This window comes from Neotabrizicola sp. VNH66 (assembly GCF_049445895.1).
GTDB lineage: Bacteria > Pseudomonadota > Alphaproteobacteria > Rhodobacterales > Rhodobacteraceae > Pseudogemmobacter.
In genome coordinates this window covers 1-23,685 of sequence record NZ_JBMSDW010000001.1, presented here as the reverse complement: position 1 = coordinate 23,685, position 23,685 = coordinate 1, and the positions used below count along the sequence as shown (strand labels likewise).

At 66.1% G+C, this 23,685-nt stretch carries 25 protein-coding genes and 1 tRNA gene; 14 read left to right on the top strand and 12 right to left on the bottom strand.

All coding sequences use genetic code 11. From position 1 onward, the window contains the following. Window positions 1-7: 7 nt before the first annotated feature. Window positions 8-472 (bottom strand): transglycosylase SLT domain-containing protein, encoded by a 465-nt coding sequence (locus ACO2Q5_RS00130; protein WP_423287230.1) that lies wholly within the window; start codon window positions 470-472, stop codon window positions 8-10. A 253-nt stretch (window positions 473-725) separates the two neighbouring features. On the opposite strand from ACO2Q5_RS00130, the gene ACO2Q5_RS00125 reads away from it, so the two are divergent. Together ACO2Q5_RS00125 and ACO2Q5_RS00120 are read left to right on the top strand one after the other, a co-directional pair. Further along, window positions 726-1,310 (top strand): HNH endonuclease, encoded by a 585-nt coding sequence (locus tag ACO2Q5_RS00125; protein WP_423287228.1) that lies wholly within the window; start codon window positions 726-728, stop codon window positions 1,308-1,310. A 109-nt stretch (window positions 1,311-1,419) separates the two neighbouring features. Further along, window positions 1,420-1,671: a hypothetical protein gene (locus ACO2Q5_RS00120; RefSeq protein WP_423287226.1), complete on the top strand. Its 252-nt coding sequence runs from the start codon at window positions 1,420-1,422 to the stop codon at window positions 1,669-1,671. A 21-nt stretch (window positions 1,672-1,692) separates the two neighbouring features. Here ACO2Q5_RS00120 and ACO2Q5_RS00115 read toward each other — a convergent pair whose 3' ends face one another. Further along, window positions 1,693-2,379, bottom strand: coding sequence for an MIP family channel protein (locus ACO2Q5_RS00115; RefSeq protein WP_423287224.1), 687 nt, complete (start codon window positions 2,377-2,379; stop codon window positions 1,693-1,695). 146 nt (window positions 2,380-2,525) lie between these two features. On the opposite strand from ACO2Q5_RS00115, the gene lipA reads away from it, so the two are divergent. Further along, window positions 2,526-3,476 (top strand): lipoyl synthase, encoded by a 951-nt coding sequence (gene lipA, locus ACO2Q5_RS00110; RefSeq protein WP_423287222.1) that lies wholly within the window; start codon window positions 2,526-2,528, stop codon window positions 3,474-3,476. A gap of 54 nt (window positions 3,477-3,530) precedes the next feature. On the opposite strand, the gene ACO2Q5_RS00105 is transcribed toward lipA, so the two are convergent. The 4 genes from ACO2Q5_RS00105 to hpt all read right to left on the bottom strand — a co-directional run bounded on the left by ACO2Q5_RS00105 (window position 3,531) and on the right by hpt (window position 6,270). Continuing rightward, complete coding sequence (locus tag ACO2Q5_RS00105) at window positions 3,531-4,454, bottom strand: porin (RefSeq protein ID WP_423287220.1); 924 nt, start codon at window positions 4,452-4,454, stop codon at window positions 3,531-3,533. 135 nt (window positions 4,455-4,589) lie between these two features. Then, window positions 4,590-5,480 (bottom strand): c-type cytochrome, encoded by an 891-nt coding sequence (locus ACO2Q5_RS00100; protein WP_423287218.1) that lies wholly within the window; start codon window positions 5,478-5,480, stop codon window positions 4,590-4,592. A gap of 67 nt (window positions 5,481-5,547) precedes the next feature. After that, window positions 5,548-5,724, bottom strand: coding sequence for a hypothetical protein (locus ACO2Q5_RS00095; protein WP_423287216.1), 177 nt, complete (start codon window positions 5,722-5,724; stop codon window positions 5,548-5,550). Then, entirely contained in the window at window positions 5,725-6,270 is a 546-nt protein-coding gene (hpt, locus tag ACO2Q5_RS00090) for a hypoxanthine phosphoribosyltransferase (RefSeq protein WP_423287214.1), read from the bottom strand. It abuts the gene before it with no gap. Between the two features lie 71 nt (window positions 6,271-6,341). Here hpt and ACO2Q5_RS00085 point away from each other — a divergent pair, with 71 nt between their 5' ends. The 3 genes from ACO2Q5_RS00085 (at window position 6,342) to ACO2Q5_RS00075 (ending at window position 8,043) form a co-directional block, all read left to right on the top strand. Next, window positions 6,342-7,274: a tetratricopeptide repeat protein gene (locus tag ACO2Q5_RS00085; RefSeq protein ID WP_423287212.1), complete on the top strand. Its 933-nt coding sequence runs from the start codon at window positions 6,342-6,344 to the stop codon at window positions 7,272-7,274. Window positions 7,275-7,365: 91 nt separating this feature from the next. Further along, window positions 7,366-7,809: a type II toxin-antitoxin system RatA family toxin gene (locus ACO2Q5_RS00080; protein WP_423287210.1), complete on the top strand. Its 444-nt coding sequence runs from the start codon at window positions 7,366-7,368 to the stop codon at window positions 7,807-7,809. Between the two features lie 60 nt (window positions 7,810-7,869). Next, window positions 7,870-8,043, top strand: a complete 174-nt coding sequence (locus tag ACO2Q5_RS00075; RefSeq protein WP_423287208.1) for a hypothetical protein — start codon at window positions 7,870-7,872, stop codon at window positions 8,041-8,043. A 59-nt stretch (window positions 8,044-8,102) separates the two neighbouring features. On the opposite strand, the gene ACO2Q5_RS00070 is transcribed toward ACO2Q5_RS00075, so the two are convergent. After that, window positions 8,103-9,467, bottom strand: a complete 1,365-nt coding sequence (locus ACO2Q5_RS00070; protein WP_423287206.1) for a dicarboxylate/amino acid:cation symporter — start codon at window positions 9,465-9,467, stop codon at window positions 8,103-8,105. 206 nt (window positions 9,468-9,673) lie between these two features. Between ACO2Q5_RS00070 and ACO2Q5_RS00065 the strand changes: the two genes are divergently transcribed. From ACO2Q5_RS00065 to ACO2Q5_RS00055, 3 genes are all read left to right on the top strand, one after another. Next, entirely contained in the window at window positions 9,674-11,338 is a 1,665-nt protein-coding gene (locus ACO2Q5_RS00065; RefSeq protein WP_423287204.1) for a sensor histidine kinase, read from the top strand. Next, window positions 11,335-12,675 (top strand): sigma-54-dependent transcriptional regulator, encoded by a 1,341-nt coding sequence (locus ACO2Q5_RS00060; protein WP_423287202.1) that lies wholly within the window; start codon window positions 11,335-11,337, stop codon window positions 12,673-12,675. Before ACO2Q5_RS00065 ends, ACO2Q5_RS00060 begins: the two co-directional genes overlap by 4 nt. Window positions 12,676-12,709: 34 nt before the next feature. Beyond that, window positions 12,710-12,785 (top strand) — tRNA-Thr (locus ACO2Q5_RS00055). A 197-nt stretch (window positions 12,786-12,982) separates the two neighbouring features. Here the strand turns inward: ACO2Q5_RS00055 and ACO2Q5_RS00050 are convergent. From ACO2Q5_RS00050 to ACO2Q5_RS00035, 4 genes are all read right to left on the bottom strand, one after another. Further along, window positions 12,983-13,393 carry a type II restriction endonuclease gene (locus tag ACO2Q5_RS00050; protein WP_423287200.1) on the bottom strand — a complete coding sequence of 137 codons (411 nt, stop codon included), beginning with the start codon at window positions 13,391-13,393 and terminating at the stop codon, window positions 12,983-12,985. A gap of 445 nt (window positions 13,394-13,838) precedes the next feature. Then, window positions 13,839-15,524: a capsule biosynthesis protein gene (locus ACO2Q5_RS00045; RefSeq protein WP_423287198.1), complete on the bottom strand. Its 1,686-nt coding sequence runs from the start codon at window positions 15,522-15,524 to the stop codon at window positions 13,839-13,841. Beyond that, window positions 15,511-16,161 carry an ABC transporter ATP-binding protein gene (locus tag ACO2Q5_RS00040; protein WP_423287196.1) on the bottom strand — a complete coding sequence of 217 codons (651 nt, stop codon included), beginning with the start codon at window positions 16,159-16,161 and terminating at the stop codon, window positions 15,511-15,513. Before ACO2Q5_RS00040 ends, ACO2Q5_RS00045 begins: the two co-directional genes overlap by 14 nt. Before the next feature lie 177 nt (window positions 16,162-16,338). Next, the gene (locus tag ACO2Q5_RS00035) at window positions 16,339-17,547 is read right to left on the bottom strand and encodes a Na+/H+ antiporter NhaA (protein WP_423287194.1); all 1,209 of its coding nucleotides are present in this window, start codon (window positions 17,545-17,547) and stop codon (window positions 16,339-16,341) included. A 146-nt stretch (window positions 17,548-17,693) separates the two neighbouring features. Here ACO2Q5_RS00035 and ACO2Q5_RS00030 point away from each other — a divergent pair, with 146 nt between their 5' ends. The 4 genes from ACO2Q5_RS00030 to tsf all read left to right on the top strand — a co-directional run bounded on the left by ACO2Q5_RS00030 (window position 17,694) and on the right by tsf (window position 21,000). Then, on the top strand, window positions 17,694-18,281 hold the full coding sequence (locus tag ACO2Q5_RS00030; RefSeq protein WP_423287987.1) for a uracil-DNA glycosylase family protein: 588 nt from the start codon (window positions 17,694-17,696) through the stop codon (window positions 18,279-18,281). Then, window positions 18,278-19,075, top strand: coding sequence for an SseB family protein (locus ACO2Q5_RS00025; protein ID WP_423287192.1), 798 nt, complete (start codon window positions 18,278-18,280; stop codon window positions 19,073-19,075). Before ACO2Q5_RS00030 ends, ACO2Q5_RS00025 begins: the two co-directional genes overlap by 4 nt. 157 nt (window positions 19,076-19,232) lie before the next feature. Then, window positions 19,233-19,994, top strand: coding sequence for a 30S ribosomal protein S2 (gene rpsB / locus ACO2Q5_RS00020; RefSeq protein ID WP_423287190.1), 762 nt, complete (start codon window positions 19,233-19,235; stop codon window positions 19,992-19,994). Between the two features lie 97 nt (window positions 19,995-20,091). Next, window positions 20,092-21,000, top strand: coding sequence for a translation elongation factor Ts (gene tsf, locus ACO2Q5_RS00015; protein WP_423287188.1), 909 nt, complete (start codon window positions 20,092-20,094; stop codon window positions 20,998-21,000). Between the two features lie 385 nt (window positions 21,001-21,385). Here the strand turns inward: tsf and ACO2Q5_RS00010 are convergent, their stop codons facing one another. Then, window positions 21,386-22,180: a helix-turn-helix transcriptional regulator gene (locus ACO2Q5_RS00010; protein ID WP_423287186.1), complete on the bottom strand. Its 795-nt coding sequence runs from the start codon at window positions 22,178-22,180 to the stop codon at window positions 21,386-21,388. A gap of 122 nt (window positions 22,181-22,302) precedes the next feature. On the opposite strand from ACO2Q5_RS00010, the gene ACO2Q5_RS00005 reads away from it, so the two are divergent. Then, window positions 22,303-23,475: an NAD(P)/FAD-dependent oxidoreductase gene (locus tag ACO2Q5_RS00005; protein WP_423287184.1), complete on the top strand. Its 1,173-nt coding sequence runs from the start codon at window positions 22,303-22,305 to the stop codon at window positions 23,473-23,475. Window positions 23,476-23,685 lie beyond the last annotated feature (210 nt).

Below are 23,685 nucleotides of genomic sequence, written 5' to 3'. Positions count from 1 at the left end.
ACCGGCCTCAGCCCCTGAGGCCGGTTTCCTCCAGCATCCCCAGACGCTTGGCCTCATAGTAGTATCCGCGGGCATACCACATCACGGCCTTTTCTTCGGACCCGCGCGACACCAGCCAGGCGCCCCGCAGATATTTGCCCGCATAGATCAGGTTCGTTTCGGCATCCAACAGCCCCTCGGGCGCGCCGCGATAGCCCATGGTTTTCGCGGTCTGCGGATGGATCTGCATCAGCCCGTAATAGGGGCCGTTGCGGGCCGCCGGATTGTATTTGCTTTCGCGCTGGATCACCCGGTGCAGCAGGCTTTCGGGTATGTCATGCACCCGCGCATATTTGCGGATCAGCGCGTTCATCTCGGGCGTGGCCCCGGCGCCGACCGACGGCTTCTTCTCTTCCCGGCGGCGCCCGCCGCAGGCGGCAAGGACCACGGGCGCGGCCAGCGACAGAAGGGCGAAACGGCGGGTAACGGTCATGGCGGGCCTCGGTCTGCGGTGCCCAAGCCATAGGCGGCACGGGCGCGAAGGGCAATCCCCGCTGCCCGGCTGCGGCGGGCCGCCGCCGTCATCTGCCTGTTTCCTCGGCACGGCACTCTGTCGCGGCAGCCGCACCCGTTCTGGGGGGTTGCACGGGCAAGGCGCCCAGATATAGTCGGGCCTGACGGGGCGGGGCTCCCCGCCCTGGTGACCGGGTCCGGTCAGGCAGGTCGAAGGCGGAGTCTCGGGCGGAATGGACGGCGATTTCAGAACTTCCTTCGTGCGCGAACCAGCCGCGCTGAAGCACTTTCCGGCGCTGGTTCTGAATGCGGATTACCGCCCTCTCAGTTATTATCCGCTCAGCCTCTGGCCCTGGCAGGAGGCGATCAAGGCCGCCGTGCTGGAGCGGGTGCAGATCGTGGCGGAATACGACCATACGGTGCGAAGCCAGAGGCATGAGTTCCGCATCCCCTCGGTCGTTGTACTGAAAGAATTCGTCAAACCCCAGAAGCGCGTGGCCTTCACGCGCTTCAATCTTTTTCTGCGCGACGAATTCTGCTGCCAGTATTGCGGCGGGAAGGGCGATCTGACCTTCGATCATGTCGTGCCACGGTCGCGCGGGGGCATCACCTCTTGGGAAAACGTGGTGGCGGCCTGTTCGCCCTGCAATCTACGCAAAGGGTCCAAGACGCTGCGCCAATCCGGCCTGCGGTTGCGCAAGCCCGCCCGCGCCCCCACGGCCGAGGAAATGCAGATTCACGGCCGCCGATTCCCGCCGAATTATCTGCACGACAGCTGGACCGATTACCTGTATTGGGATGCCGAACTGGACGCCTGATTCGGCAGGTTTTCCACAGATCTCAAGGTTTTACCCACAGATTCGGAGTCGCGGGCGCCCGCGGCCTGTGGTCCTGTATCCGGGCAACGGCCCAGATTGGACAGGCGCCATGGAACTTATCGTCGGCAACCGGCGCATCACGCCTTCGGCCATCCAACCCGTCTCGGGCGGGGTCGAGGCGCGTCTGAAGGGCGAGGCGCTTCTGCGGCTGCTGGATGCCAGCTTCCACGGGCAGGGCACGATCGAGGTCATCGGCGGCGGGCTGGACCGCCGGCCGATGGAAGTGGCCGATATCCGCATGACCGGGGCAGACACCACCGTGCGCCTGCGCTGCACCGGGCCTGCGCCGCGGCTGGTGTGACCGCGGCGCCCGGCTGGCGGATTACTCTGCGCGGGTGATCCCGGCGGCATGGGCCAGACCGGCCAGCGCACCCCCGACGAGCGGGGCCAGGATGAACACCCAAAGCTGCGACAGCGCGGCGCCGCCCGCAAAGAGCGCCGGCCCGATGGACCGCGCCGGATTGACCGACACGCCGGTGATCTTGATCCCGACAAGGTGGATCATGGTCAGCGTCAGCCCGATAGCCAGCCCGGCAAAGCCCGGGGACGCGCCCGGCTGGGTGGCGCCAAGGATCACCGTCACGAAAAGGAATGTCGCCACCGCCTCGAACAGCAGGGCGGCCATCACATCGTATTCGCCGCCATAGCCCGCGCCATAGCCGTTGGTGCCCATGCCTCCGGTCCAGCCTGCGCTGCCCGAGGCGATCAGATACAGGATCCCCGCGCCCAGAAGGGCACCCAGAACCTGTGCCACGGCATAGACGGCAAAGCGCCCACCGCTCATCCGTCCGGCCAGCATCACGCCCAGACTGACCGCCGGGTTCAGATGCGCGCCCGAGATCGGGCCCAGCCCATAGGCCGCCGCCACGATGGCCAACCCGAAGGCCAGTGCGATGCCGGTCAGCCCGACACCCGTGGTGCCGTCGCCCCCGGCAATGACGGCCGCGCCGCAGCCGAAGAAGACCAGTATGAATGTGCCGATCACCTCGGCGGTGAAAATCCTGAACATTGTCCCTCCTGCGCGCCGGGTCTCCGGCGTCACCGTTGAACTGCCTTGCGGGGCAGCCATGCATCCCGCGGCGTTGCTTTGCGGGCACTTTCGGCTTATGTCGGGGGGGCACCCCGCGTCAGGGGGAAATTGCGGGAAGTCTGCCCATGCGCGATCTGAAGATCCCCGACCAGCGCCACCCCGAAAAGGCGCATCGCCCCGATCAGGAACAGCCGAAAAAGCCGTCCTGGATCCGGGTGAAGGCGCCCACGTCCGAGGGGTACAAGAAGACCCGCGACATCATGAAGGAAAACCGTCTGGTGACGGTCTGCGAGGAAGCGGGCTGTCCCAACGTGGGTGAATGCTGGTCGCAGGGCCATGCCACCATGATGATCATGGGCGAGATCTGCACCCGCGGCTGCACCTTCTGCAATGTGGCCACCGGCAAGCCGCAGACGCTGGATGCGTTCGAGCCGGGCCGCGTTGCCCATGCGGTGCAGAAGCTGGGCCTGAACCATGTGGTCGTGACTTCGGTGGACCGCGACGATCTGGAGGATGGCGGGGCCGAGCATTTCGCCCAGACCATCCGGGCCATCCGCCACCGCAGCCCCGAGACGACGATCGAGGTGCTGACGCCCGACTTTCTGAAATGCGCGCCCTCGGCCCTTGAGAAGGTGGTCGAGGCGCGGCCCGATGTGTTCAACCACAATCTGGAAACCGTCCCGGGCCTTTACCATGAGGTGCGGCCCGGCGCGCGTTACTTCCATTCGCTGCGCCTGTTGCAGCGGGTGAAGGAACTGGACCCGACCATGTTCACCAAATCCGGCATCATGGTGGGGCTGGGCGAGACGCGGCCGCAGGTTCTGCAGGTCATGGATGACATGCGTTCGGCCGATGTCGATTTCCTGACCGTGGGGCAATATCTGCAACCCACGCCGAAGCATCACCGCGTGGCTGAATTCGTGACGCCCGAAGCCTTTGAGGCCTATGAAAAATCGGCCTGGAACAAGGGGTTCCTGATGGTCTCGGCTACGCCGCTGACCCGGTCTTCCTATCATGCGGGGGACGATTTCGCCCGGATGCGGGCGGCGCGGCTGGAAAAGCTGGGCCGGGCCTGAGGCCAGAAAAAAGGGCGCCCCGCGGGGCGCCCTTTGCATTTCCTGCGCAGCGGTTCAGAACCGCCAGCCAACGGCCAGATCATAGACCTCGGCATCGTCGCCCGTCAGCGCACCGGCCGAGACATAGGCCCCCGGCCCAAAGCCATATTCCATCCCCAGCGACCACAGCGTGTTGCTGCTGCCGCTGTCGGTATAGAGCATATCGCCCGACACTTTCAGCGCATCGCTGATCTGATAGCCCGCATGCAGCCGCCCGAAATCGGTGTCCGAGATCAGGTCGCTGCGCCCGGTTTCGATGGCAAGGGTCAGCGGGCCGCCTTCATAGAGCGCGCCGATGGACAGGGCGCTGTCCGAAGCGCCGCCCTTCGGGTCCAGATGCTGGGCCTTGGCAAACAGCGTGGTCGTGCCGGTGGAATAGTTCAGAACACCTTCCAGCGCGTCCACATCGGTGCTTGCGGCCTCGACCCGGTGGTAGGAGACACCCCAGCTGAGCGGCGCGCCCTCGGCCGTCTGGAACGAGATGCCCGGCGTCATGCCGCCATCCTCGCGCGACAGCAGCGAGGTGGCCGAGCCGCTGATCCCGGTCAGCGCCAGATTCACCAGCCGGTTGGTGCCGAATTCGGGCATCACCGACATGGTTTCGATCACCGGGCGCGGGGCGCCGATCCGGATGTCGCCCGGAGCGATGCCGATGACAACCGAAGCCCAGTAATTGGCCAGCAGATCGTCGGCTTCGCTGTCATAAAGCCCGTCAAAGGTGGCTTCGGCCCCGAAGGACAAAGCCCCGTTCGAGGCGCTGCGCCAGCCAAGCGTCACGTCGCCATCCAGCAGCGTGCCTTCGTCGCCGCCGCCGACATGGTAATATTGCAGCGCAACATCGCCGGTGACGACGATTCCGGGGGCAATCTCGATGCCTTGCGCGAAGGCGGATGCGGGAAGGACGGCCAGCGCAAGCGCCAGCGGGGAAACACGTTTCATCTGCTTACCTCAACAGTTTCTTGTGATTGCGGCCAGTGTAACCGCCTTTGCGGCGGAACCCGATATCACAGCCCGGTGAGGCGTCCAGTTTGGCAGATATTGTGGCACATATGTCCCGGTGCCCCATCCCGTGGGTCAGTTGGCCACAGGGGGCACCCGTTTCAGATAGGCCGCAACATCGGCGGCATAATCCGGGGGCAGACGGCCGAAGTTTTCCACAACATGCGCCATATGCCCGCCCACGCTGTCGAAATCCGGGGTGAAGCCGGTGGTCAGATAGCTGGCGATCTCCTCCTCCGACCATGTCAGCGCGGCGGGCGTGATGTTCGGGATCGTGCCCTGACCCGAAGGATTGGGCGCGCCTGCCAGCCATCTGGACCTGTCCATCCCGCCCAGCAGGTTGCGCGGCGTGTGGCATTCACCACAATGGGCCATCGCCTCGGCGATATAGCGGCCGCGCTCTTCGGTCGGGGTCAGGGGGCCGGGGAGCGCCCAGTCCGGGCCAAGGAACAAGAGTTTCCATCCGCCCAGTGCGAGGCGCTGGTCGAAGGGGAAAGACAGCTTGTGCGGCTGGCTGGGCGTGGGGTCGGCGGGCAGGGTCTGAAGATAGGCGTAAAGGTCGGCCACATCCTGCAGCTGCATCTTGGCGTAAGAGGCATAGGGCAGGGCGGGATAAAGGTGCTGCCCCTCTTTCGACACGCCGCGGGTCAAGGCATTGGCAAGGTCCAGAAGGCTCCAGTCGCCGATGCCCTGTTCGCGGTCCTGGCTGATATTGGGGGCAAGGAACGTGCCGAAAGGAGAGGGGAATTCCTGCCCGCCCGCCAGCACCAGCTCTGCCTCGCCCGTGGCGCCCGGGGCCATGTGGCAGGAGGCGCAGCCCGAGGCGAGGAAGACCCGCTCTCCCGCCGCCGGATCGCCGGTCAGCCCGGCAACGGCATCTTCGTTCAGGGGGGCGGGCAGGGTCAGCCAGAATGCCACGCCCCCCGCCACCAGCGCGAGAACAATCAGATAGCGCAGGATTCGCATCGGGGCCTCCGGGCAGCGGGCTGGGATTGCGGCCAGCCTAGCGCGGATCGCCGGGGGCGTCACCCGCCTAGGGGCGCGCCCGCAGCGAATTGACCGACAGCGCATCTGGCCACAGGCCCATGGCCTCGACCGCGACCAGCAGCAGGCAGGCCGCGATCACGCCCAAGACCAGCAGGACCTGCCGCATCGAGGGCGGATGCTGCGCCCAGCGTTTCGCCCGCAAAAGCCAGCGGATCGGGTCCATTCACGCGCCGTCGGTAAACCGCACCTTGCCGATGAAGGGCAGGTTGCGGTTGCGTTGGGCAAAGTCGATGCCATAGCCCACGACGAATTCGTCGGGGATTTCAAAGCCGGTCCAGGTGGCGCGGATCGGCACCTCGCGGCGGGTGGGTTTATCCAGCAGGGCGCAGATCTCCAGCCGCTTCGGCTCGCGGCTCAGCAGCAGGTTCTTGACGTGGTGCAGGGTAAAGCCGGTGTCCACGATATCCTCGACCACCAGCACATCGCGGCCGGCAATCTCGCCCCGCAGGTCTTTCAGGATGCGGACCTCGCGGCTGCTTTCCATGGCATTGCCGTAGGAACTGGCCTCCAGGAAATCCACCTCAACCGGCAGGTCGATCTCGCGCACGAGGTCGGCGATGAAGACAAAGCTGCCGCGCAGCAGGCCCACGACCACCAGTTTGTCCGTGCCCGCGTAATGCGTGGTGATCTCGCGCGCCAGCGCCTCGACCCGGGCGGCGATGGCCTTGGCGCTGATCATCTGGTCGATGACATAGGGGCGGTGCGTCATGGGGATTTCCGGCCTTTGTGGGACAGGGGGACGAGCGTAGACTGCCGGCATTTCCGGCAGGAGCATTTGCGATGAAGTTGGTTCTGATGGCAACCGCCGTTCTGGCCGTTCTGGTCGGGTCTCCAGCGGTCCGGGCTGAAGGGGAGGATCTGGAGGCGCTGCTGGCGCGGCAGCTGTTCATCGACGGCAAATATGACGAGGCCGCCGCGGCCGCCCGCCCGCTGGCCGAGCAGGGGGTGGCACGGGCGCAGCTTCTGATGGGCTATTTCCACGAAAACGGTCTGGGCGTGGCTGCCGATCCGGCGTTGGCCGTGGCGTGGTATGAAAAGGCGGCCGCGCAGGGCCAGCCGCAGGCCATCCACAATCTGGCCCGCAGCTATGAGGTGGGCGATCTTGGGCTGGCCGAGGACAAGGCCCGCGCCCGGGTGCTGTATGAACAGGCGGCGGCGCTGGATTTTGGCGCCTCGCTGCACAATCTGGGCCGGATGTGGCTGTGGGGAGAGGGCGGGCCGGCCGATCCGGCCATCGGCCGCGCGCTGCTGGAGCGCGCGGTGTCGCTTGGCCACCCCGAGGCGATTGCCGATCTGGCCTATGTCCTTGCCACCGGCGACGGCCTGCCCGCCGATCTTCTCCGCGCGCGGGCGCTATATGAAACCGCGGCGGGTCATCGCATCGACTGGGCCGAACGCGATTTTGCCGAGATGCTGGAATTGGGGGAGGGCGGGCCGGTCGATCTGGCCCGGGCACAGGACTACTACACCCGGGCCGCGCGGCAGGGTTATGCGATGGCCGGGATGGACCTTGCCGAACTGGCCTGGGACCATCCGGATCAGTTTCCGGACAAGGTGCAGGCCGCCGCATGGTGCCTTTGGGCCGAGGCGCAACCGCCGCAGCAGGGCGGAACCGATTACACGGGCCGCTGCGACCCGGCGCTGGCCCGGCTGACCGAAGCCGACCGCGCCGCCGCCCGAAATCTGGCCGAAACCATCGCTTTGGCGGAATAGCTGCCCCCGCGCGCAAGGGCCGCGGGTCCCGGCCCTTGAAATCCGGGACGTGTCGGGCGAGATGGAAGCGGACTGCCTGCGACCCGGACCCATGCCGACCCATCACGAAACCCGCCGCCTGCCCTATACCGCGCGCCAGATGTTCGATCTGGTCGCCGATGTGGAAAGCTATCCGAAGTTCCTGCCGTGGAACGCCGCCGCCCGCATCCGCACGCGCCACCCGGTGGAGGGGGGCGAGGTGATGGAGGCCGATCTGGTCATCAGCTTCAAGGTATTCCGCGAAAGGTTCGGCAGCCGGGTCACGCTCATGCCGGGGGAAAGCCGTATCCTGACCGAATATCTGGACGGGCCTTTCCGCTATATGCGCTCCACCTGGGCATTCCGGGACGTGGAAGGCGGCTGCGAGGTGGAATTCTTCGTGGATTTCGAATTCCGCAACGCCATTCTGCAGGGGATCATCGGCATGGTCTTCAACGAGGCGATGCAGCGGATCGTTCGCGCGTTCGAGACGCGGGCGGCACAGCTTTACGGCTGATGCGACGGAACGGTGACCGCGGGACGTGTCAGGGGGACATGAACCGCAAAGAGGCCGCCGATGCCCGCCCTGTTCCCCAGCCTGCCCCGCCTGATCCTGCGCCAGACCCTGCGTGCCCTGATCGTCTGGGCGCTGATCGTGGTGGGCCTGGTGCTTCCGGTACTGGCCCGGGCCGAGCGTGAAACGGAGTGCAACGCTGTCTGCATCGCCCCGCTCGACCGGCCGCCGTTCTGAACGGAAAAGACCCGGCGCGGAGATCCGCACCGGGCCTGCGAGAGGCAGACCTCTGGGGATCAGTCTGCGCTGGCCTCGCCCAGTTTCAGGCCGACAGGGGCGCCGTTCAATGTGCCGAAGGGCCGGGCGTCCTCCGCAGGGCGGCCGCCAAGCGCCGCGGCCAGCTTTTCCTGATCCAGCGCGCCTTCCCAGCGGCTGACGACGATGGTGGCCACCGCATTGCCGATGAAATTGGTCAGCGAGCGGCATTCCGACATGAAGCGGTCCACGCCCAGAATGATCGCCATGCCGGCCACGGGCACAGTCGGCACCACCGACAGCGTCGCCGCCAGGGTGATGAAGCCCGCGCCGGTCACACCCGCCGCGCCCTTCGACGACAGCATCGCCACCAGCAGCAGCAGCACCTGATCGCCAAGGCTCAGGTCGATGCCGGTGGCCTGCGCAATGAACAGCGCCGCCAGCGTCATGTAGATGTTGGTGCCGTCCAGATTGAACGAATAGCCCGTGGGCACCACGAGCCCCACGACCGAGCGGCGGCAGCCTGCGGCCTCCATCTTTTCCATCAGCGAGGGCAGGGCGGATTCCGAGGACGAGGTGCCAAGAACCAGCAGCAGTTCCGCCTTCAGATAGGCAATCAACCGCAGGATGGAGAAGCCGTTCAGCCGCGCCACCGCACCAAGGATGACAAAGACGAACAGCGCTGCCGTCAGGTAGAAGGTGCCGACCAGCGCCGCGAGATTGATGATCGACCCGATGCCGTACTTGCCGATGGTGAAGGCGAATGCCCCGAAGGCGCCGATGGGGGCGGCCTTCATCAGGATGTCGACCATGCGGAAGATGGCGGTCCCGGCGGCCTCGAACAGGGTCAGCACCGGCTTGGCCCGCTCGCCGATCAGGATCAGCGACACGCCGAACAGGATGGCCACGAACAGCACCTGCAGGATGTTCCCCTCGACAAAGGCCGAGGTCATCGTGGTCGGGATGATGTCCATGACAAAGCCGGTCAGCGTCGTCTCATGCGCCTTTTCGGCATAGGTGGTGACCTTGGACGCATCCAGCGTGGCCGGGTCGATGTTCATGCCCGCGCCCGGCTGCACCACATTGGCGACGATCAGCCCCACGATCAGCGCAAGGGTCGAGAAACACAGGAAATAGGCGAAGGCCTTGCCCACGACGGACCCCACGCCGCGCAGGCTGGTCATCCCGGCAAGGCCGGTCACGATGGTCAGAAAGATCACCGGGGTGATGATCATCTTCACCAGTTTGATGAACCCGTCCCCAAGGGGTTTCATCGCCTCGCCCACGCTTGGCCAGAAATGGCCCAGCAGGGCGCCCGCGGCGATGGCGACCAGAACCTGAAAATAAAGATGACGGTAAAAGGGGCGCGGCGCATGGGCGCGCGCGGCCGTGGTGTCGAGCTGCATGATGCCTCCTCCGGCGGGCTCGTGACGTTATGTGTCAGGCATGATACAGAAAGGTGCCAGAACGGTGCGGAATGAGGCGCATAGCGGCAATGCGTTGATTTCATGACATTCAGTACCGTCATGGGTGTCAAATATGTATGGAAATCCGCACAATTTTTCGTATGATGTGCGGATATCCGCACTATAGGGTCACGCAGGAGCGCCGAATGGCCGGGACCGAATCTGCAAGACGGCGGTGGATCATGCGGCTGGCCGGGGCCGGGATCATTGGTGCCGTCATGGCTCTGGCCGCGCTGGCCGTGCATGCGCCGGTGGCTGAGCGGTTGCGCGATGAGGCCACGGCCGCCGCCCGGCTGCGGGTTGAAACGCTGGAGAGCATTCTGGCCAAGCAGCGCGCCGTGGCGGCTATTCTGGCCGATGACACCGCAGTGCGCGACGATCTGGGGCAGGGGGCGGCCGCAGATCATGCAGTGGTGTCGCGCAAGCTGAACCGGCTGCGGGACGAGACGCAAAGTGCGGTGATCTATCTTCTGGACGCCGAAGGCATGGCGGTGGCGGCTTCGAACTGGGATCAGCCGGACAGTTTCGTCGGGTCGAATTACGGGTTCCGCGGCTATTTCCAGGGCGCCTTGCGCGACGGGACCGCGCTGGAATTCGCGCTTGGCACGGTCAGCCACCGGCCCGGGCTTTATCTTTCGCATGCGGTAACTCAGGCGGGGCAGGTGCTGGGTGTCATCGTGGTCAAGGTGGAGTTCGATGCTGTCGAATCCGCATGGGCCGCCAGCCGTGATACCACCTGGGTCACCGACGGGGCCGGGCAGGTGCTGTTGTCCAGCCGAACCGGAGATCGGTTTGCCCCGCAGCCTCCGGTTCCCGCCGATCAGATCGCGGTGACGCAGACCGTGCCCTCGCCCGGGTGGCAACTGGTGCTGGCGGTGCCGGTCGCACCCGCGCGGCAGGCGGCGGCGCTGGCCTCCGGCGCGGCGGGCAGCCTTGCGGCGCTGGCACTTCTTGGCTTTGGCCGCTGGCGCCGGGCTCGGGTGCGGGCCGCGGCCCGGGGCGCGGAAGAGGCCCGCCGCCGGGCCGAACTGGAGGCCGCGGTCGCCGACCGCACCCGCGCCCTGCGCGATGAGATTGCCGAGCGCACGCGGGCCGAGGCGCGTCTGGCCGGGCTTCAGGCGGATCTGGTGCAGGCCAACAAGCTGGCCACCTTGGGGCAGGTGACGGCGGGTCTGGCGCATGAGGTGAACCAGCCGCTGGCCACGATCCGCCTTCTGGCCGAAAATGCGCAGGTCCTGCTGCCGAAACGCGCGCCCGCCGATGTTGCGGACAACCTCTCGGCTATCGTCCGGATGAGCGAGCGGATCGGTCAGATCACCACCGGCCTGCGCGGCTTTGCCCGCAAGGCCACCGGAGAGACGGCCGCCGTGGCACTGCGCCCGGTGATCGAAGCCTCGGTCCTGCTGACCGCCAGCCGCCGGCATGAGGTCGGCGCGCGGATCGAACTCCCGGACATCGGCCCCGAACTGACCGTCATGGTCGAGGCGGTGCGGCTGGAACAGGTGCTGGTCAACCTGATCCAGAATGCACAGGAGGCGCTGGCCGGGCGGCCTGATCCCTGTATCCGGATCAGCGTGGCCGTGCAGGGCGACCGGGCCGAGGTTGCGGTCAGTGACAACGGCCCCGGCCTTGGCGCGGTGGCGGACCGGCTGTTCACGCCCTTTGCCACCACCCGGCCCGGCGGCCTGGGTCTTGGGCTTGTCATTGCGCAGGAAATCGTGCGCGACTTCGGCGGAGAGCTGCGGGCCGACCCGCCGCAGCCGGGGCAGGGCGCCACCTTCCGCTTTGATCTGAAACGGGGGCCGGCATGATGGCGCAACCTCTGGTCCGGCTGGTGGATGATGATGCCGATCTGCTGGCCGCCACGGCACAGGCGCTGCGGCTGGCCGGGTTCCGGGTGGAGACTTTTGAGGCTGCCGAAGCCGCGCTTCAGGGCCTGACGCCGGATTATCCGGGCGTCGTGCTGTCGGATGTGCGGATGCCCGGCATGGACGGGCTGGAGCTGCAGCGGTGTCTGCAGGCGCTGGACCCGGACCTGCCGGTGATCCTCCTGACCGGGCACGGCGATGTGCCCATGGCGGTGGCCGCGCTGAAGGCGGGCGCCTGGGATTTCCTGACCAAGCCCGCCGGAACCGATGCGCTGACCGCCGCGCTGCGCCGGGCCGTTTCCGCCCGGGCATTGGTGCTGGAAAACCGCCTGCTGCGCGCCAGCCGCCCTGAACCGGAGCCGGGCGATCCGCGCCTTCTGGGCGACAGCGCGGTCATGGTCCATCTGCGCCAGACCCTCTCCCGCGTGGCCGAGGCGGGGCTGGATGCTTTGATCTCCGGCCCGGTGGGGGCAGGGAAAGAGGCCGTCGCGCGGGCGATTCATGCGCAGGGCGCCCGGCGGGGGCGGGCCTTTGTGCATATCATCTGTGCCGCCCTCGACCCGGTGGCCTTCGAGGGGGAGATGCTGGGCCGGCCTGCGGGGGCATCACCGCGGCAGGGACGGCTGCCCGGCGCGCTGGAACAGGCGCATCGCGGCACGCTGTATCTGGACGGGATCGAACATCTGCCCCCTGCGGCGCAGGCGCGGTTGCTGACGGTGCTGGGGGCAGGGGAATACCGTCCGGCCGGGGCCGCCGCGCCCCGGGCACTGGAGCTGCGGCTGATCGCCTCCACCTCGGCCGATCTGGGGGCGTTGACGGCAGCGGGCAGCTTTCGGGCCGATCTGTTCTACCGCCTGTCGGGAATCGTCTTGCAGGTGCCACCGCTTTCGGCGCGGCTGGAGGATGTGCCGGGCCTTTTCCGCCGTTTCGTGCGGGACGCCTGCCGCCGGGCCGATCTGCCGGTTCCGGCGCTGGACGCGGCCATCCAGGCCCGGCTGATGGCGCAGGACTGGCCGGGAAACCTGCGTGAGCTGCAGCAACTGGCCGAATCCGTGGCACTTGGCCTTGCACCCTCGCCCTCGGGCCCGGATCCGGCGGGCGAGGGGCTGACTGCCATGGTTTCCGCCTATGAGGCAGAGCTTCTGCGCTCGGCCCTGCGCCGCAGCGGCGGGCAGGTCACCCGCGCGATGAAGGCCCTGCACCTGCCGCGCAAGACGCTTTACGACAAACTCGCCCGCCATCGCATCGACCCTGCCGCATTTCGTCCGCAGGACCGTTGAACTGTGCGGCTGCTGCTGCTACAGGACTGCGCATGCCCGGTTAGCTCAGAGGCCAGAGCTGCGCTTTTGTAAAGCGAGGGTCGGGGGTTCGACTCCCTCACCGGGCACCAATATTTTGAAGAAAAACAAGCATTATCATCTGGCCTCTTGGCGGATGCCGTAGCTGATCCACCCGCAAGACCACCTCTCGGCAGATGCCTAGCTTTTCTTTGCGGCCCAACGGTCAGTTTGACGTCCCCGCTTTTTGCAACGGGTTGCAACCTGTTCGATGCGCTAAATCAAAAGTCGAAGATCGGCCAGAACACTCTCAAGCGTTGATATCCGTCCGGATGCCGGTCGGAAACTTGGTGATCAGCGGGTCGGGCACCACAAGCTGCACGTTCGCCTGCGTCATCGCACGGAACTGGAACTGCGTCTCGGATACACCTTCCTGCAAGATTAGCAGGTGCTTGACCGGAATGCGGTCTGCCTCGTTGATGACCTGCCGCCAGCGGTCGCGGCAAGTGGTTTTGGTGGCGAGCATCCGAAGCCGGGCGACTGGAAAGCTTGGATCGCGGTATGCCTTTTGCGACGGAAACAGAAAGTCCGGGCGCTTGCCGGGCTCCCATTGCGGCCCGTGCCGGAAATTCACGCCCTCGCGGAGCCGTTCCTCGATCAGGATTTCGCGGATGTGCAGTTCCAGCGCGCTGCCGGAGCGCGCCTTGCGCCGTTGCAGCACCGTTTGCGCCCCGGGAAATGAAATCTTCCAAGGTTGTGAAACCCGCCCCGATCGCGGGAAGCTCCACGGTTTCCTCCACGCTGCGGAAAATCTCGAACTCGCATTCGCGCCGCCGCAGGAGCCACTTGTCAGGTGGCGTGCCATGCTCAGGCCGACGCTCCACCGTCTTGTGAATGATCTCCGCGCCGGTCGGGAACTGTGCCAGCCACGCAGGCGGTATCTCGGCCGGTTCCAGCCTGCACCGCGCCGGACCTGCGGCAAAGGGGGGAACAGCCCGAGGTGCTCGGGTGCCCGAATGCCATTCGCCACATGAGGGCAGAGCTCGGCTGGTCAAGGCAGGTGGTGGACTGGGGCGGGAAGGATTGTATCCGGTGCACTGTGGCCCATGCCAAAGGGCGCCCGGTCGGGCGCCCTTTGGTTTGTGCGGTGCTGGCCGGCTTCGGGATCAGGCCGAGACCTGTTCGCGCAGGATGGCCACCGTCATCGAGATCATCAGATAGACGCCCAGCAGGATCAGCAGCGTGACCAGCGTGTTTTCAAAAACGCGGGGATAGGTCGGCTCATCGGGAGGAACCGGGTTGACCGAGGGGGCGAGATAGCGGACCTGCCGGTTCGCCTCGACGCGGGAATTCTCCATCGCCTGCACCGCCTGGGCCAGGATCATCTGCCGGGTCTGCACATCGGCCTGGGCGACCAGCAGTTCCCCCTGAATCCGGGCAAGGGATTCGGTGTCGCCGCTGCCTTCGGTCAGCTTGCGGCGCAGCTCGGCGATTTCGGCCTCCAGCGTGGCGATGCGACGCTTCACCGGGTCCATCCGGGCGGTATTGGGGCTGCTGTTCGATTCCATCTGAGCAAGCGACAGCTTTTCCTGCGTCAGCTGGGTTTCCAGCGCGCCGATCTGTGATGTCAGGAGGGTGACTTCAACCTCGGACGACAGGATCTTGTAGCGCTCCTGCAGCTCGACGACGCGCTGCTGCGCGGAAAGAACGGCCTTTTCCGCTTCCTCATAGCTTTCGCGCGCGCCTTTCATGGAATCCTCGCGCAGGCGCTGTGTCAGTTGGTCCACCTGCTCTTCGGCATATTTGATCAGCTGGCGCGACCATTCGGCCGAAAGCTCGGGCGTGGGGGCGCTGACCTCCATCTTCACGATGCCTTCGGACTGGTCGTAGGAAATCAGCACATAGCGCGCATAAAGCCGGTAGGCCTCTTCCAGCGAGGCATCGGCGGGCAGGCGCAGGATCGGGTCGATCTCCTCGCCCTGGAAATGGCTGCGGAAGCCGTGGTCCTGCTCCAGCCGCAGCATGGCATCGCGCGATTGCAGATAGCCCTGAACGGCGATGGAATCCTGCGATGTCACCAGCGAGGTGCCCTGCAAGAGCCCGCCCATCCCGGCGGCGGCGGCAGGCTCCTGCTGCTGGATCATGAATTCCGATTTGGTCGCATACATCGGCGTGGCGACGGCAGAGAAATACCAGCCTGCGATGATCGTGGGCAGAAGGATGAAGACGAAGAGCCGCGACGCCAGAAGCGCCAGCTTGCGCCGCCGGCGACGGGCGATATCGGCCTGCATCTTCAGGATTTCGGCGGCGTGGTTCACCTCGGCCCGCTGCTCGGTCGAGGGGAGCTGGATGGGCTTCACCGTCTGGGGCAGCTTTACACCGTCGCCGGGCAGCGGCGTCAGGGCACGGCCGGTGGCCGAGCCCGAAAGGGGGGCGGGCTCTCCGCCGGGTTCCGCCATCACCAGTTCCAGCATGGAACCGCGCTGGAACGGGTCCACCCCCGCCTCGCGCAGCAGGCGCACGGCATCGTAATCCGACGTGGCGGGCATGTTGCGGCTTTGCGCCAGACGCCGCGCGGTGCGCAGCTGCCGCCCGGTCAGCCCTTCCTTGCGGATGGCCTCAAGCTGCGCCTCAACCGAGGCATCGGCGGCAGGCGTGGCAGAGGGGGCAGGGGCAGAGGCCCGGGAAGGGGCCTCGTCACGGCGGAAGTTCATGTCGCCGAAACCGTCATCCGTGCTGGCAAAGGGCATCTCCTCGGCCGGGGGCGGGGCGACGGGGCGCGGCGCCGGTTTCGGCGCAGCGGCCGGATCGGGGCGACGGATGTGGAAGCGGGTTGCCTTAAGTGTAGTCATAAAGACGCTTCGCCTCTTCCAGTGTGTCGAACATATACAATTGCCCGTTGCGCAGGACCGCGGCCTGACGGGCGAACCGTTCCAGTGTTTGCGCCGAATGCGAGACGATGACCACGGTGGAATTCTTCAGCCGCTCACGCAGGATGGCGCCGGCCTTGCGGTTGAATTCCACATCCGAGGTGGAGGGCATGCCCTCGTCGATCAGGTAGATGTCGAATTCGATCGCCAGCATCAGCGAAAAGGTGAACCGCGACTTCATCCCCGAGGAATAGGTGGCCAGCGGCATGTTGAAATATTCGCCCAGACCGCAGAGCCAGCGGCAGAAGCTTTCCACATAATCCGGATCCAGCCCGTAGAGGCGCGCGATGTAGCGGCAATTCTCATGCGCTGACTGCTTGGCGTTGACCCCGCCCATGAACCCCAGCGGGAATGAAACCCGGCAGCCGCGTTTCACAAAGCCTTCGTCCGGCTTTTCCAGCCCCGCCATCATGTTGATGACGGTGGTCTTGCCGGTGCCATTGGCCGCCAGAATGCCCAGAGAGCGGCCAAGCTCGATCCGGAAGGAGGCCCGGTCAAGGATCACCTTGCGGCGGGTGCCGGTCCAGAAGGATTTGGAGACATTCTCGAACTCGATCATCCCAACCTGCCCCTCGCGCGGGACGACCAGCGCGGGACCTTGCCTTGCTCTGCCACACCGGCCGGACGCGAATGCGAATCGACCGCTTCCATTCTGCCGGAACCTTTGTTCACGCCCGGCTTCCATTCGGCAAGATGCCGTTGCAATACGGCCCGAATAAGGCCGAAACCCGGCCTCTCAGCCGCCCCTTCGCCCCAGGATCAGCGCCACAGGCCCCACCAGCAGGCTGAGGGCAAGACCAAGGCGTGCCGCCTCCTGCATGGCGCCGCCCGGCAGGCTGGCATCCACCGCCACGGCGGGAACGGTGAAGCCCATGGCGAGAACCGGCAGAAGGCGCAGCACATCCGCCGCCCGCAGCCCCCGTGCCAGCGCAAAGCCGGGCAGAACCGCCACCAGCGCCCAACCCAGGGCCATGCCTGCGGGCCGGCCGATCCACAGGCTGCCCAGCGTGACCAGCGTGGTGGGCTGGAAGGCCGCCAGATCCACCCCGCCCCGGATCAGGCCGAACAGGAACAGCGTTGCCGTCACCGGCCAGACCAGCGCATGGGCCAGCCGGTTCAGCGGGTCGTGCAGCAGCCCCTCCGCCTCGGCAAACAGGCCGAAGCTGCGGTCGGCATGGGCAATCGCCGGGATCACCGGCAGAAGGCCAAGCGCCGCAGGCAGGCCCGACGCGGCGGTGCCGAACCATGAGGCCGCCCCCGCCAGCACATAGGGCCAGAGCGCACGGCCCGCGCGGCGCTGCCGCTCTGTCGCGTCGGGGGGCGGTGTGCGCCCGTGCAGCGCCCAGACCGCAAGCGCGGATGCAACCGGCAGGGCCAGCCACAGAAGCCGGACCGAAAGATGCGGGTTGGACAGGCCAAGGATCAGCAGGGCCAGAATATCGGTCAGGATCGCCGTCAGCAGCGCCAGATGCAGGGCCGGGCTGCCCTGTCCGAAAAGATGCCGTGCCACCAGATAGACCAGCACGGTATCCGTGCCCAAAGGCACCGTCCACCCGCCGCCCGCCACCGCTTCTTCGGCCGTTTCGATCAGCGCCGACAGGATCAGCCACAGCGCGACCGCACCCGCCATGCCGCCCAGCGTCAGGCCCAGAGGCAGCAGCGACCGGCGGCCCGCCATGGACCCGCGCTCCAGGATCAACGCCTCCCACAGCTCTTTTCCGATAAAGAAGAAGAACAGCGCCATCAGCATGTCGGTGACGATCATCAGCGGCGTGAAGGTGACGGACCCGGCCCAGACCCAGCCCGGCAGCACCAGATCGGCCAGCCGCCATTCGACGAAATCGTAATAGGCCGCAGGGGCCAGATTGACCCACAGCGTGGCCAGCGCCGCACCTGACAGAAGGGCAACCGCAAAATGGCGGACAAAAGGAGAGATACGATACATGGCGGGTGCAGCAGGCGAAGGTTATCCTTCCGGATTACCCCCCTCTGCGGATCGAGACAACGGCCCGGCGGCGGGGAAGGCACAGGGTGTTGCATCGCCGCCCGCACCCCATGGACCATGGGGCGCTGCGCTCTTATCTCTGGCGCATGACCCTTGCCGAAGAGATCCGGGCCTGCCGCCTCTGCGCAGAGCGCTTTGCCGCCACCGCCACCGGCCACAGCCCGCGGCCGGTGGTCTGGTTCCGGCCCGGCGCGCGGCTTCTGATTGCGGGGCAGGCGCCGGGCGCGCGGGTCCATACCTCGGGGCAGCCTTTCACCGACCCTTCGGGCGACCGGCTGCGCGACTGGACGGGGCTTTCAACGGACGAGTTCTATGATCTGGATCGGGTGGCCATTGTTCCCATGGCCTTCTGCTTTCCGGGCTATGACGCCAAGGGGTCCGACCTGCCGCCACCGCCCCTTTGTGCTGCCACATGGCGCGCGCCGGTGATGGCCGCGCTGCCGGGGCTGCGACTGACGCTTCTGGTGGGCGGGGCGGCGATCCGCTGGCATCTGGGCCGGTCCAACGTGACCGAGACGGTGCGCAACTGGCGCGAACCGGCGGCGCGCGGCGTCTTTCCCTTGCCGCATCCGTCCTGGCGGAATACGGGGTGGCTGAAGCGCAACCCGTGGTTCGCCGCGGAGTTGCTGCCCGAATTGCGTGCCCGCGTCCGCGCGGTGCTGGAGGCCCGATGACCGAGATCCTGACCCTGCTGGACGCCGCCCATGCCGCTGTTTCGGCCGACCCGGAGAATGAAACCGCCCGGCTGCGGTTCTATGAACGGCTGGCCGATGGCGAAATGTTCCTGCTTCTGGAGCGGGAGGCCACCGGCGGCACGATCGAGCCGCGGGTCTTCGATCTGGAAAGCGGGCCGGTGGTGCTGGTCTTCGACCGCGAGGAGCGGCTGGCCGAATTCTCCGGCGGTGTCGCGCCCTATGCGGCGCTGCCGGGCCGGGTGATCGCGGCGCAGCTGAAAGGGCAGGGGATCGGGCTGGGCGTCAATCTTGGCGTGGCCCCGTCCGAGATGCTTTTGCCGCCCGAGGCGATGGACTGGCTGGCCGAGACTCTGGAGGGCGGGCCGGAGGAAACCGAAGGCAGCCCCGAGGAATTCGTGCCGCCCTCGGCGCCCGAGGCGCTGATCACCGGGCTGGATGCCAAGCTGGCCCGCGCGGGCGGGCTGGCGGCGGCGGCCTTTCTGACCGGCGTACGCTATGCCGACGGGCGGCGCGGGCATCTTCTGGTGTTTCTGGGGGCCACAGCCGGGGCGGAGCCCGCACTGGCGCGCGCCGCGCGCGAGGCTTTGGTCTTCTCCGGCATCGAGGCGGGAGAGATGGACGTGGCTTTCCTGCCCCCCGGCGATCCGGCGCTGGCGGCACTGGCAAAGGTGGCGCTGCGCTTCGACCTGCCGCAGCCCGAGGACCATGCCGCCGAGGCGCCTCGTCCCGCCGCCCCCGGCAGTGATCCGGCAAAACCGCCGCGTCTGCGCTAAGCTGCTTGCGCTTTCGCCGCATGCCGTCTATATGCGCGCCACTTCACAGGCGGATGCGGGCCTTTGCGGGGAGAAATCCCGTTCAGGTCCACCGGTTGGGGCACCAAGGAAACAAGGGGTCCTGAGAACATCCGCCGAGGCGCAAACCGGAAAAGGAATGGACATGGCGCTCCCCGATTTCTCGATGCGTCAGCTGCTTGAAGCTGGCGTTCACTACGGTCACCAGACCCAACGCTGGAACCCGCGCATGGCGGAGTTCATCTATGGCGACCGCAACGGCATTCATATCGTTGACCTGACCCAGACCGTTCCGATGCTGGAACAGGCGCTGAAGGTCGTGCGCGACACCGTGGCCAAGGGTGGCCGCATCCTGTTCGTCGGCACCAAGCGTCAGGCCCAGAAGCCGATCGCCGAAGCCGCCGAAAAATGCGCGCAATACTACATGAACCACCGCTGGCTGGGCGGCACCCTGACCAACTGGAAGACCGTTTCGCAGTCGATCCAGCGTCTGAAGAACATCGACGAGATCCTGGCTTCGGGCGGCGAAGGCCTGACCAAGAAAGAGCGTCTGAACATGGAACGCGACCAGACGAAGCTGCAGGCTTCGCTGGGCGGCATCCGTGAAATGGGCGGCGTTCCGGATCTGCTGTTCATCATCGACGTGGGCAAGGAAGATCTGGCCATCCAGGAAGCCAAGAAGCTGGGCATCCCGGTCGTGGGCGTGGTGGACACCAACAACTCGCCCAAGGGCGTGGATTACGTGATCCCCGGCAACGACGACGCGGCCCGCGCCATTGCGCTGTATTGCGACCTGATCAGCCGCGCGGCTCTGGACGGCATGTCGGCGCAACTGGGCGCCGCCGGTGTCGATCTGGGCGCGCTGGAAGAAGCGCCGGCTGAAGAAGCCGCCGAAGCCTGATTATTGCGGGGCAGGGGCGTTTCGCCCCCGTTCCGTCACGCTATCGTTGCCCGGCGGGGATAACCCCGCCGGTGCCCCGTTCTGAAGGAGCTGCAACATGACCGTCACCGCTCAGATGGTGAAAGAGCTGCGCGAAGCGACCGGCGCAGGCATGATGGACGCCAAGAAGGCGCTGACCGAAAACGACGGCAACATGGAAGCCGCCGTGGACTGGCTGCGTACCAAGGGCCTGGCCAAGGCCGCCAAGAAGGCTGACCGCGTTGCGGCCGAAGGCCTGATCGGCGTGGCCGTCGCCAATGGCAAGGGCGTCGCCGTCGAGATCAACTCGGAAACCGACTTCGTGGCCAAGAACGCCGACTTCCAGGCGCTGGTCCGCGAAGTGGCCAAGGTTGCGCTGGAAACCGGCGATCAGGTCGAGGTGGTCAAGGCCGCCGATCTGAACGGCAAGACCGTCGAGACCGTGATCCAGGAAGCCATCGCCCGCATCGGCGAGAATCTGAACTTCCGCCGCCTGCACGTTCTGGAAGGCGACACCGTGGTGTCCTATGTCCATAACTCGGCTGCCGAAGGCATGGGCAAGATCGGCGTGCTGGTCGCGCTGAAGGGCCCGGCCGAAGCCGCGCAGACCATCGGCAAGCAATTCGCGATGCACATCGCGGCGACGAACCCGCTGTCGCTGTCGGAATCGACCCTTGACCCGGTGGTGGTGGAGCGTGAGCTGGCCGTGCAGACCGCCAAGGCGCTGGAAGAGAACACCGCCTCGGCCAAGCCGAAGCCCGATGCCGTGATCCACAACAACATCATCCCGGGCCGGATGAAGCGTTTCCTTGCGGAAAACACGCTGCTGGGCCAGGCCTTCGTGATCAACCCCGACCTGACCGTGGAAGCCGCGGCCAAGGAAGCGGGCGTGGAAATCACCGGCTATGCCCGCGTTGCCGTGGGCGAAGGCGTCGAGAAGAAGTCGGAAGACTTTGCCGCCGAAGTGGCCAAGGCGCTGCAGGGCTGAACTGCCCTTGAGAGAACAATACGAAAGGCCGGGCCACAGCGTCCGGCCTTTTGCTTTGTGCGATGGATCTGCGCTGCAAGGGCCTTGGCCATCACGGCGGTGCGGGGGCAGGGCGCTTTGGCTGATCCCTACCATTCGGCAATAAAAAAAAGGCGCGGCCCGGGGACTGGGCCGCGCCTTCTGCCTGCCGATCCCGCCATTGGGGAAATGGGACAGGGGACCGGGCAGGAGGTCCGAATTGCAGGCCTGACCGCTCCGTAATCGCGGAAGCCCGGCCTGCATGTTCCAGGCGAAATGCCACCACTCACGGAACGCCTGCACTTTGTCGGCTGACGCAACGTCAATCCAGTGGGGATTTCCTTACCATAACCCTTTGCGGGTGCGGCTAGCGCGCCGCATGCGCCTGCGGCTGACTGGCGGGGGGATACTGGAAGATCATATTCAGCAGCGCGCCCTTGGCCACCGCCTGGGCGGTGGTCTCTACCGCCAGCGCCTCGCGCGCAAGGCGCAGGTGCTTTTCCACCATGGCCGGGCTGACGCCCATCAACAGCGCCACATCCTGCGTGGTCTTGCCATCCGCCACCCATTCCAGCGCCTCGCGCTGGCGCGGCGACAGCGCGCGCGCGCGGGCCAGATGCGGCAGCTGGACGATCCGCAGATGCATCATCTGTGCCACGGCCACGATCTCATCCTTGCGGGCGGCGAAGAGCTGCTCCACCGCCTCGGTATCCATCCCGGGATCGGCGATCAGCCCAAGCGCGCCCTTGGCCCGCTGCGAGGCTTCGGGGAAGCTGACGGAAATCCCGGCCAGCACACCCATGCCCACATTCTGGCGCACCGCCTCGACCTCATCCGCCGACAGCCGGCCCGCTTCAAAGGCCTCTTTCACCCATTTCCAGGTGCAGGCGCCCGAGTTCCGCTCGGCCCAGCGGAAGGCCGGGGTGCGGGCATAGAAGCCGCCACGGAAATAGCGCTGCGCATAATCGGCATCGCAGGTGGTCAGGAACAAGGCATCATCCGGATCCCCGATGGTCCGCTGATGGCGGAACCGGGTGAAGCCATAGTTGATGCGGGAAAAACCCATGCTTCGGAAATGTCCTGTCGCCAGATCCCAGGCGGCGTCGATGCTCTGCGCCTCGGCAATCCGGCAGAGCAGGCCCAAAACGGCACAATCGGTCATCTTCAATCTCCTTCACGAACGGCGGGCTGCCCGCACAGGGGCGCGCCCGTTGTTCTTCTACATACAACTGTCTATGCAGACGCAACTGGCCTGTCGAGCCTTGGAGCGGGTTGAGAACAATCATGACGGAAGATGTCATCATCATCGGCGGTGGCGTGATGGGGGCTTCGGCAGCCTACTGGCTGACGAAGATGCAGCCGGGCCTGCGGGTTCTGGTTGTGGAACGCGATCCCACCTATGCCCGGGCGGCCACGGCGCTGTCGGTCGCCTCGGTCCGCCAGCAGTTCAGCCATGCCGTGAACGTGAGGATTTCGCGCTTCGGGGTGGATTTCATCCGCAATTTCGCGGAACGGCTTGGCCCCGCGGGTGGCATCCCGTCTTTGGGCCTGCAGGAGAACGGCTATCTCTTCGTGACCACGCGCGAAGATCAGGCCGAGGTCATGCGCGAGATCGCCGCCATGCAGCGCGCCGAGGGGGCCGCGACCGAGGTCCGGGGACCCGAGGCCATTTCCGCACGCTTCCCGTGGCTGAACACCGAAGATCTGGTCGCCGGAAGCTTTGGCCCGCGCGATGAGGGCTGGTTCGACAACATGGGCCTTCTGGCGGGCTTCCGCAACGCGGCCCGCGCCCAAGGGGCGCAGTTCCTGAAAGCCGAGGCCACCGGGCTGCGGGTCGAAAACGGCCGGTTGACGGGGGTGGAGATCAAGGGCAGGGGCCTTGTGCCCTGCGGTGCCGCGATCAATGCCGCAGGCACCCGGGCCGCCGCCGTGATGGGCTGGGCCGGCCTGCCCCATCCGGTGGAACCACGCAAGCGCACCGTCTTTGTGATCGACGCGCCGAATGCCCGCCATCCCGACGCGCCCTTGTTCATCGACGCCGGCTTCTACATGCGGCCCGAGCATGGCCACTGGATCATCGCCACCGTTCCCGAAGGCGATTCCGCCTGCGATCCCGATGATTTCGAGCCTGATCTTCATCTGTTCGAAGATGTGATCTGGCCCTTGGTCTGGCACCGCGCGCCCGGTTTCGACGCGGTCAAGGTCGTGCGGCACTGGGTCGGCCATTACGATTTCAACACGCTGGACCAGAACGCCATCCTCGGCCCGCATCCGGCACTGCCCAACCTGTACCTGATGAGCGGCTTCTCCGGCCACGGCTTGCAACAATCACCCGCCATCGGCCGCGGCATCGCCGAACACATTCTCAACGGCGGCTGGCAGTCGATTGATTTGTCAGAGCTTTCTGTAGACCGCGTGCTGGCCGGAACACCCATGCTGGAACGTGCCATCGTCTGAGGTGTTACGGATATATTTTACATAATACTGATTATGCGAATTGTCTTGAGGGGAACTTCCCTCTATACTGATCGTTGCGACAGGCGTTGTTGCGTTAATCGGATGGAGGCCAAGGTGACCCTTTCCCGCTCTGCGTTCAGCGAACGGCTGTGATCTCGGCGGTGCCGAGGGCGTTGTATCTGTTCATGATGGCGATGCGGATCTGGATCT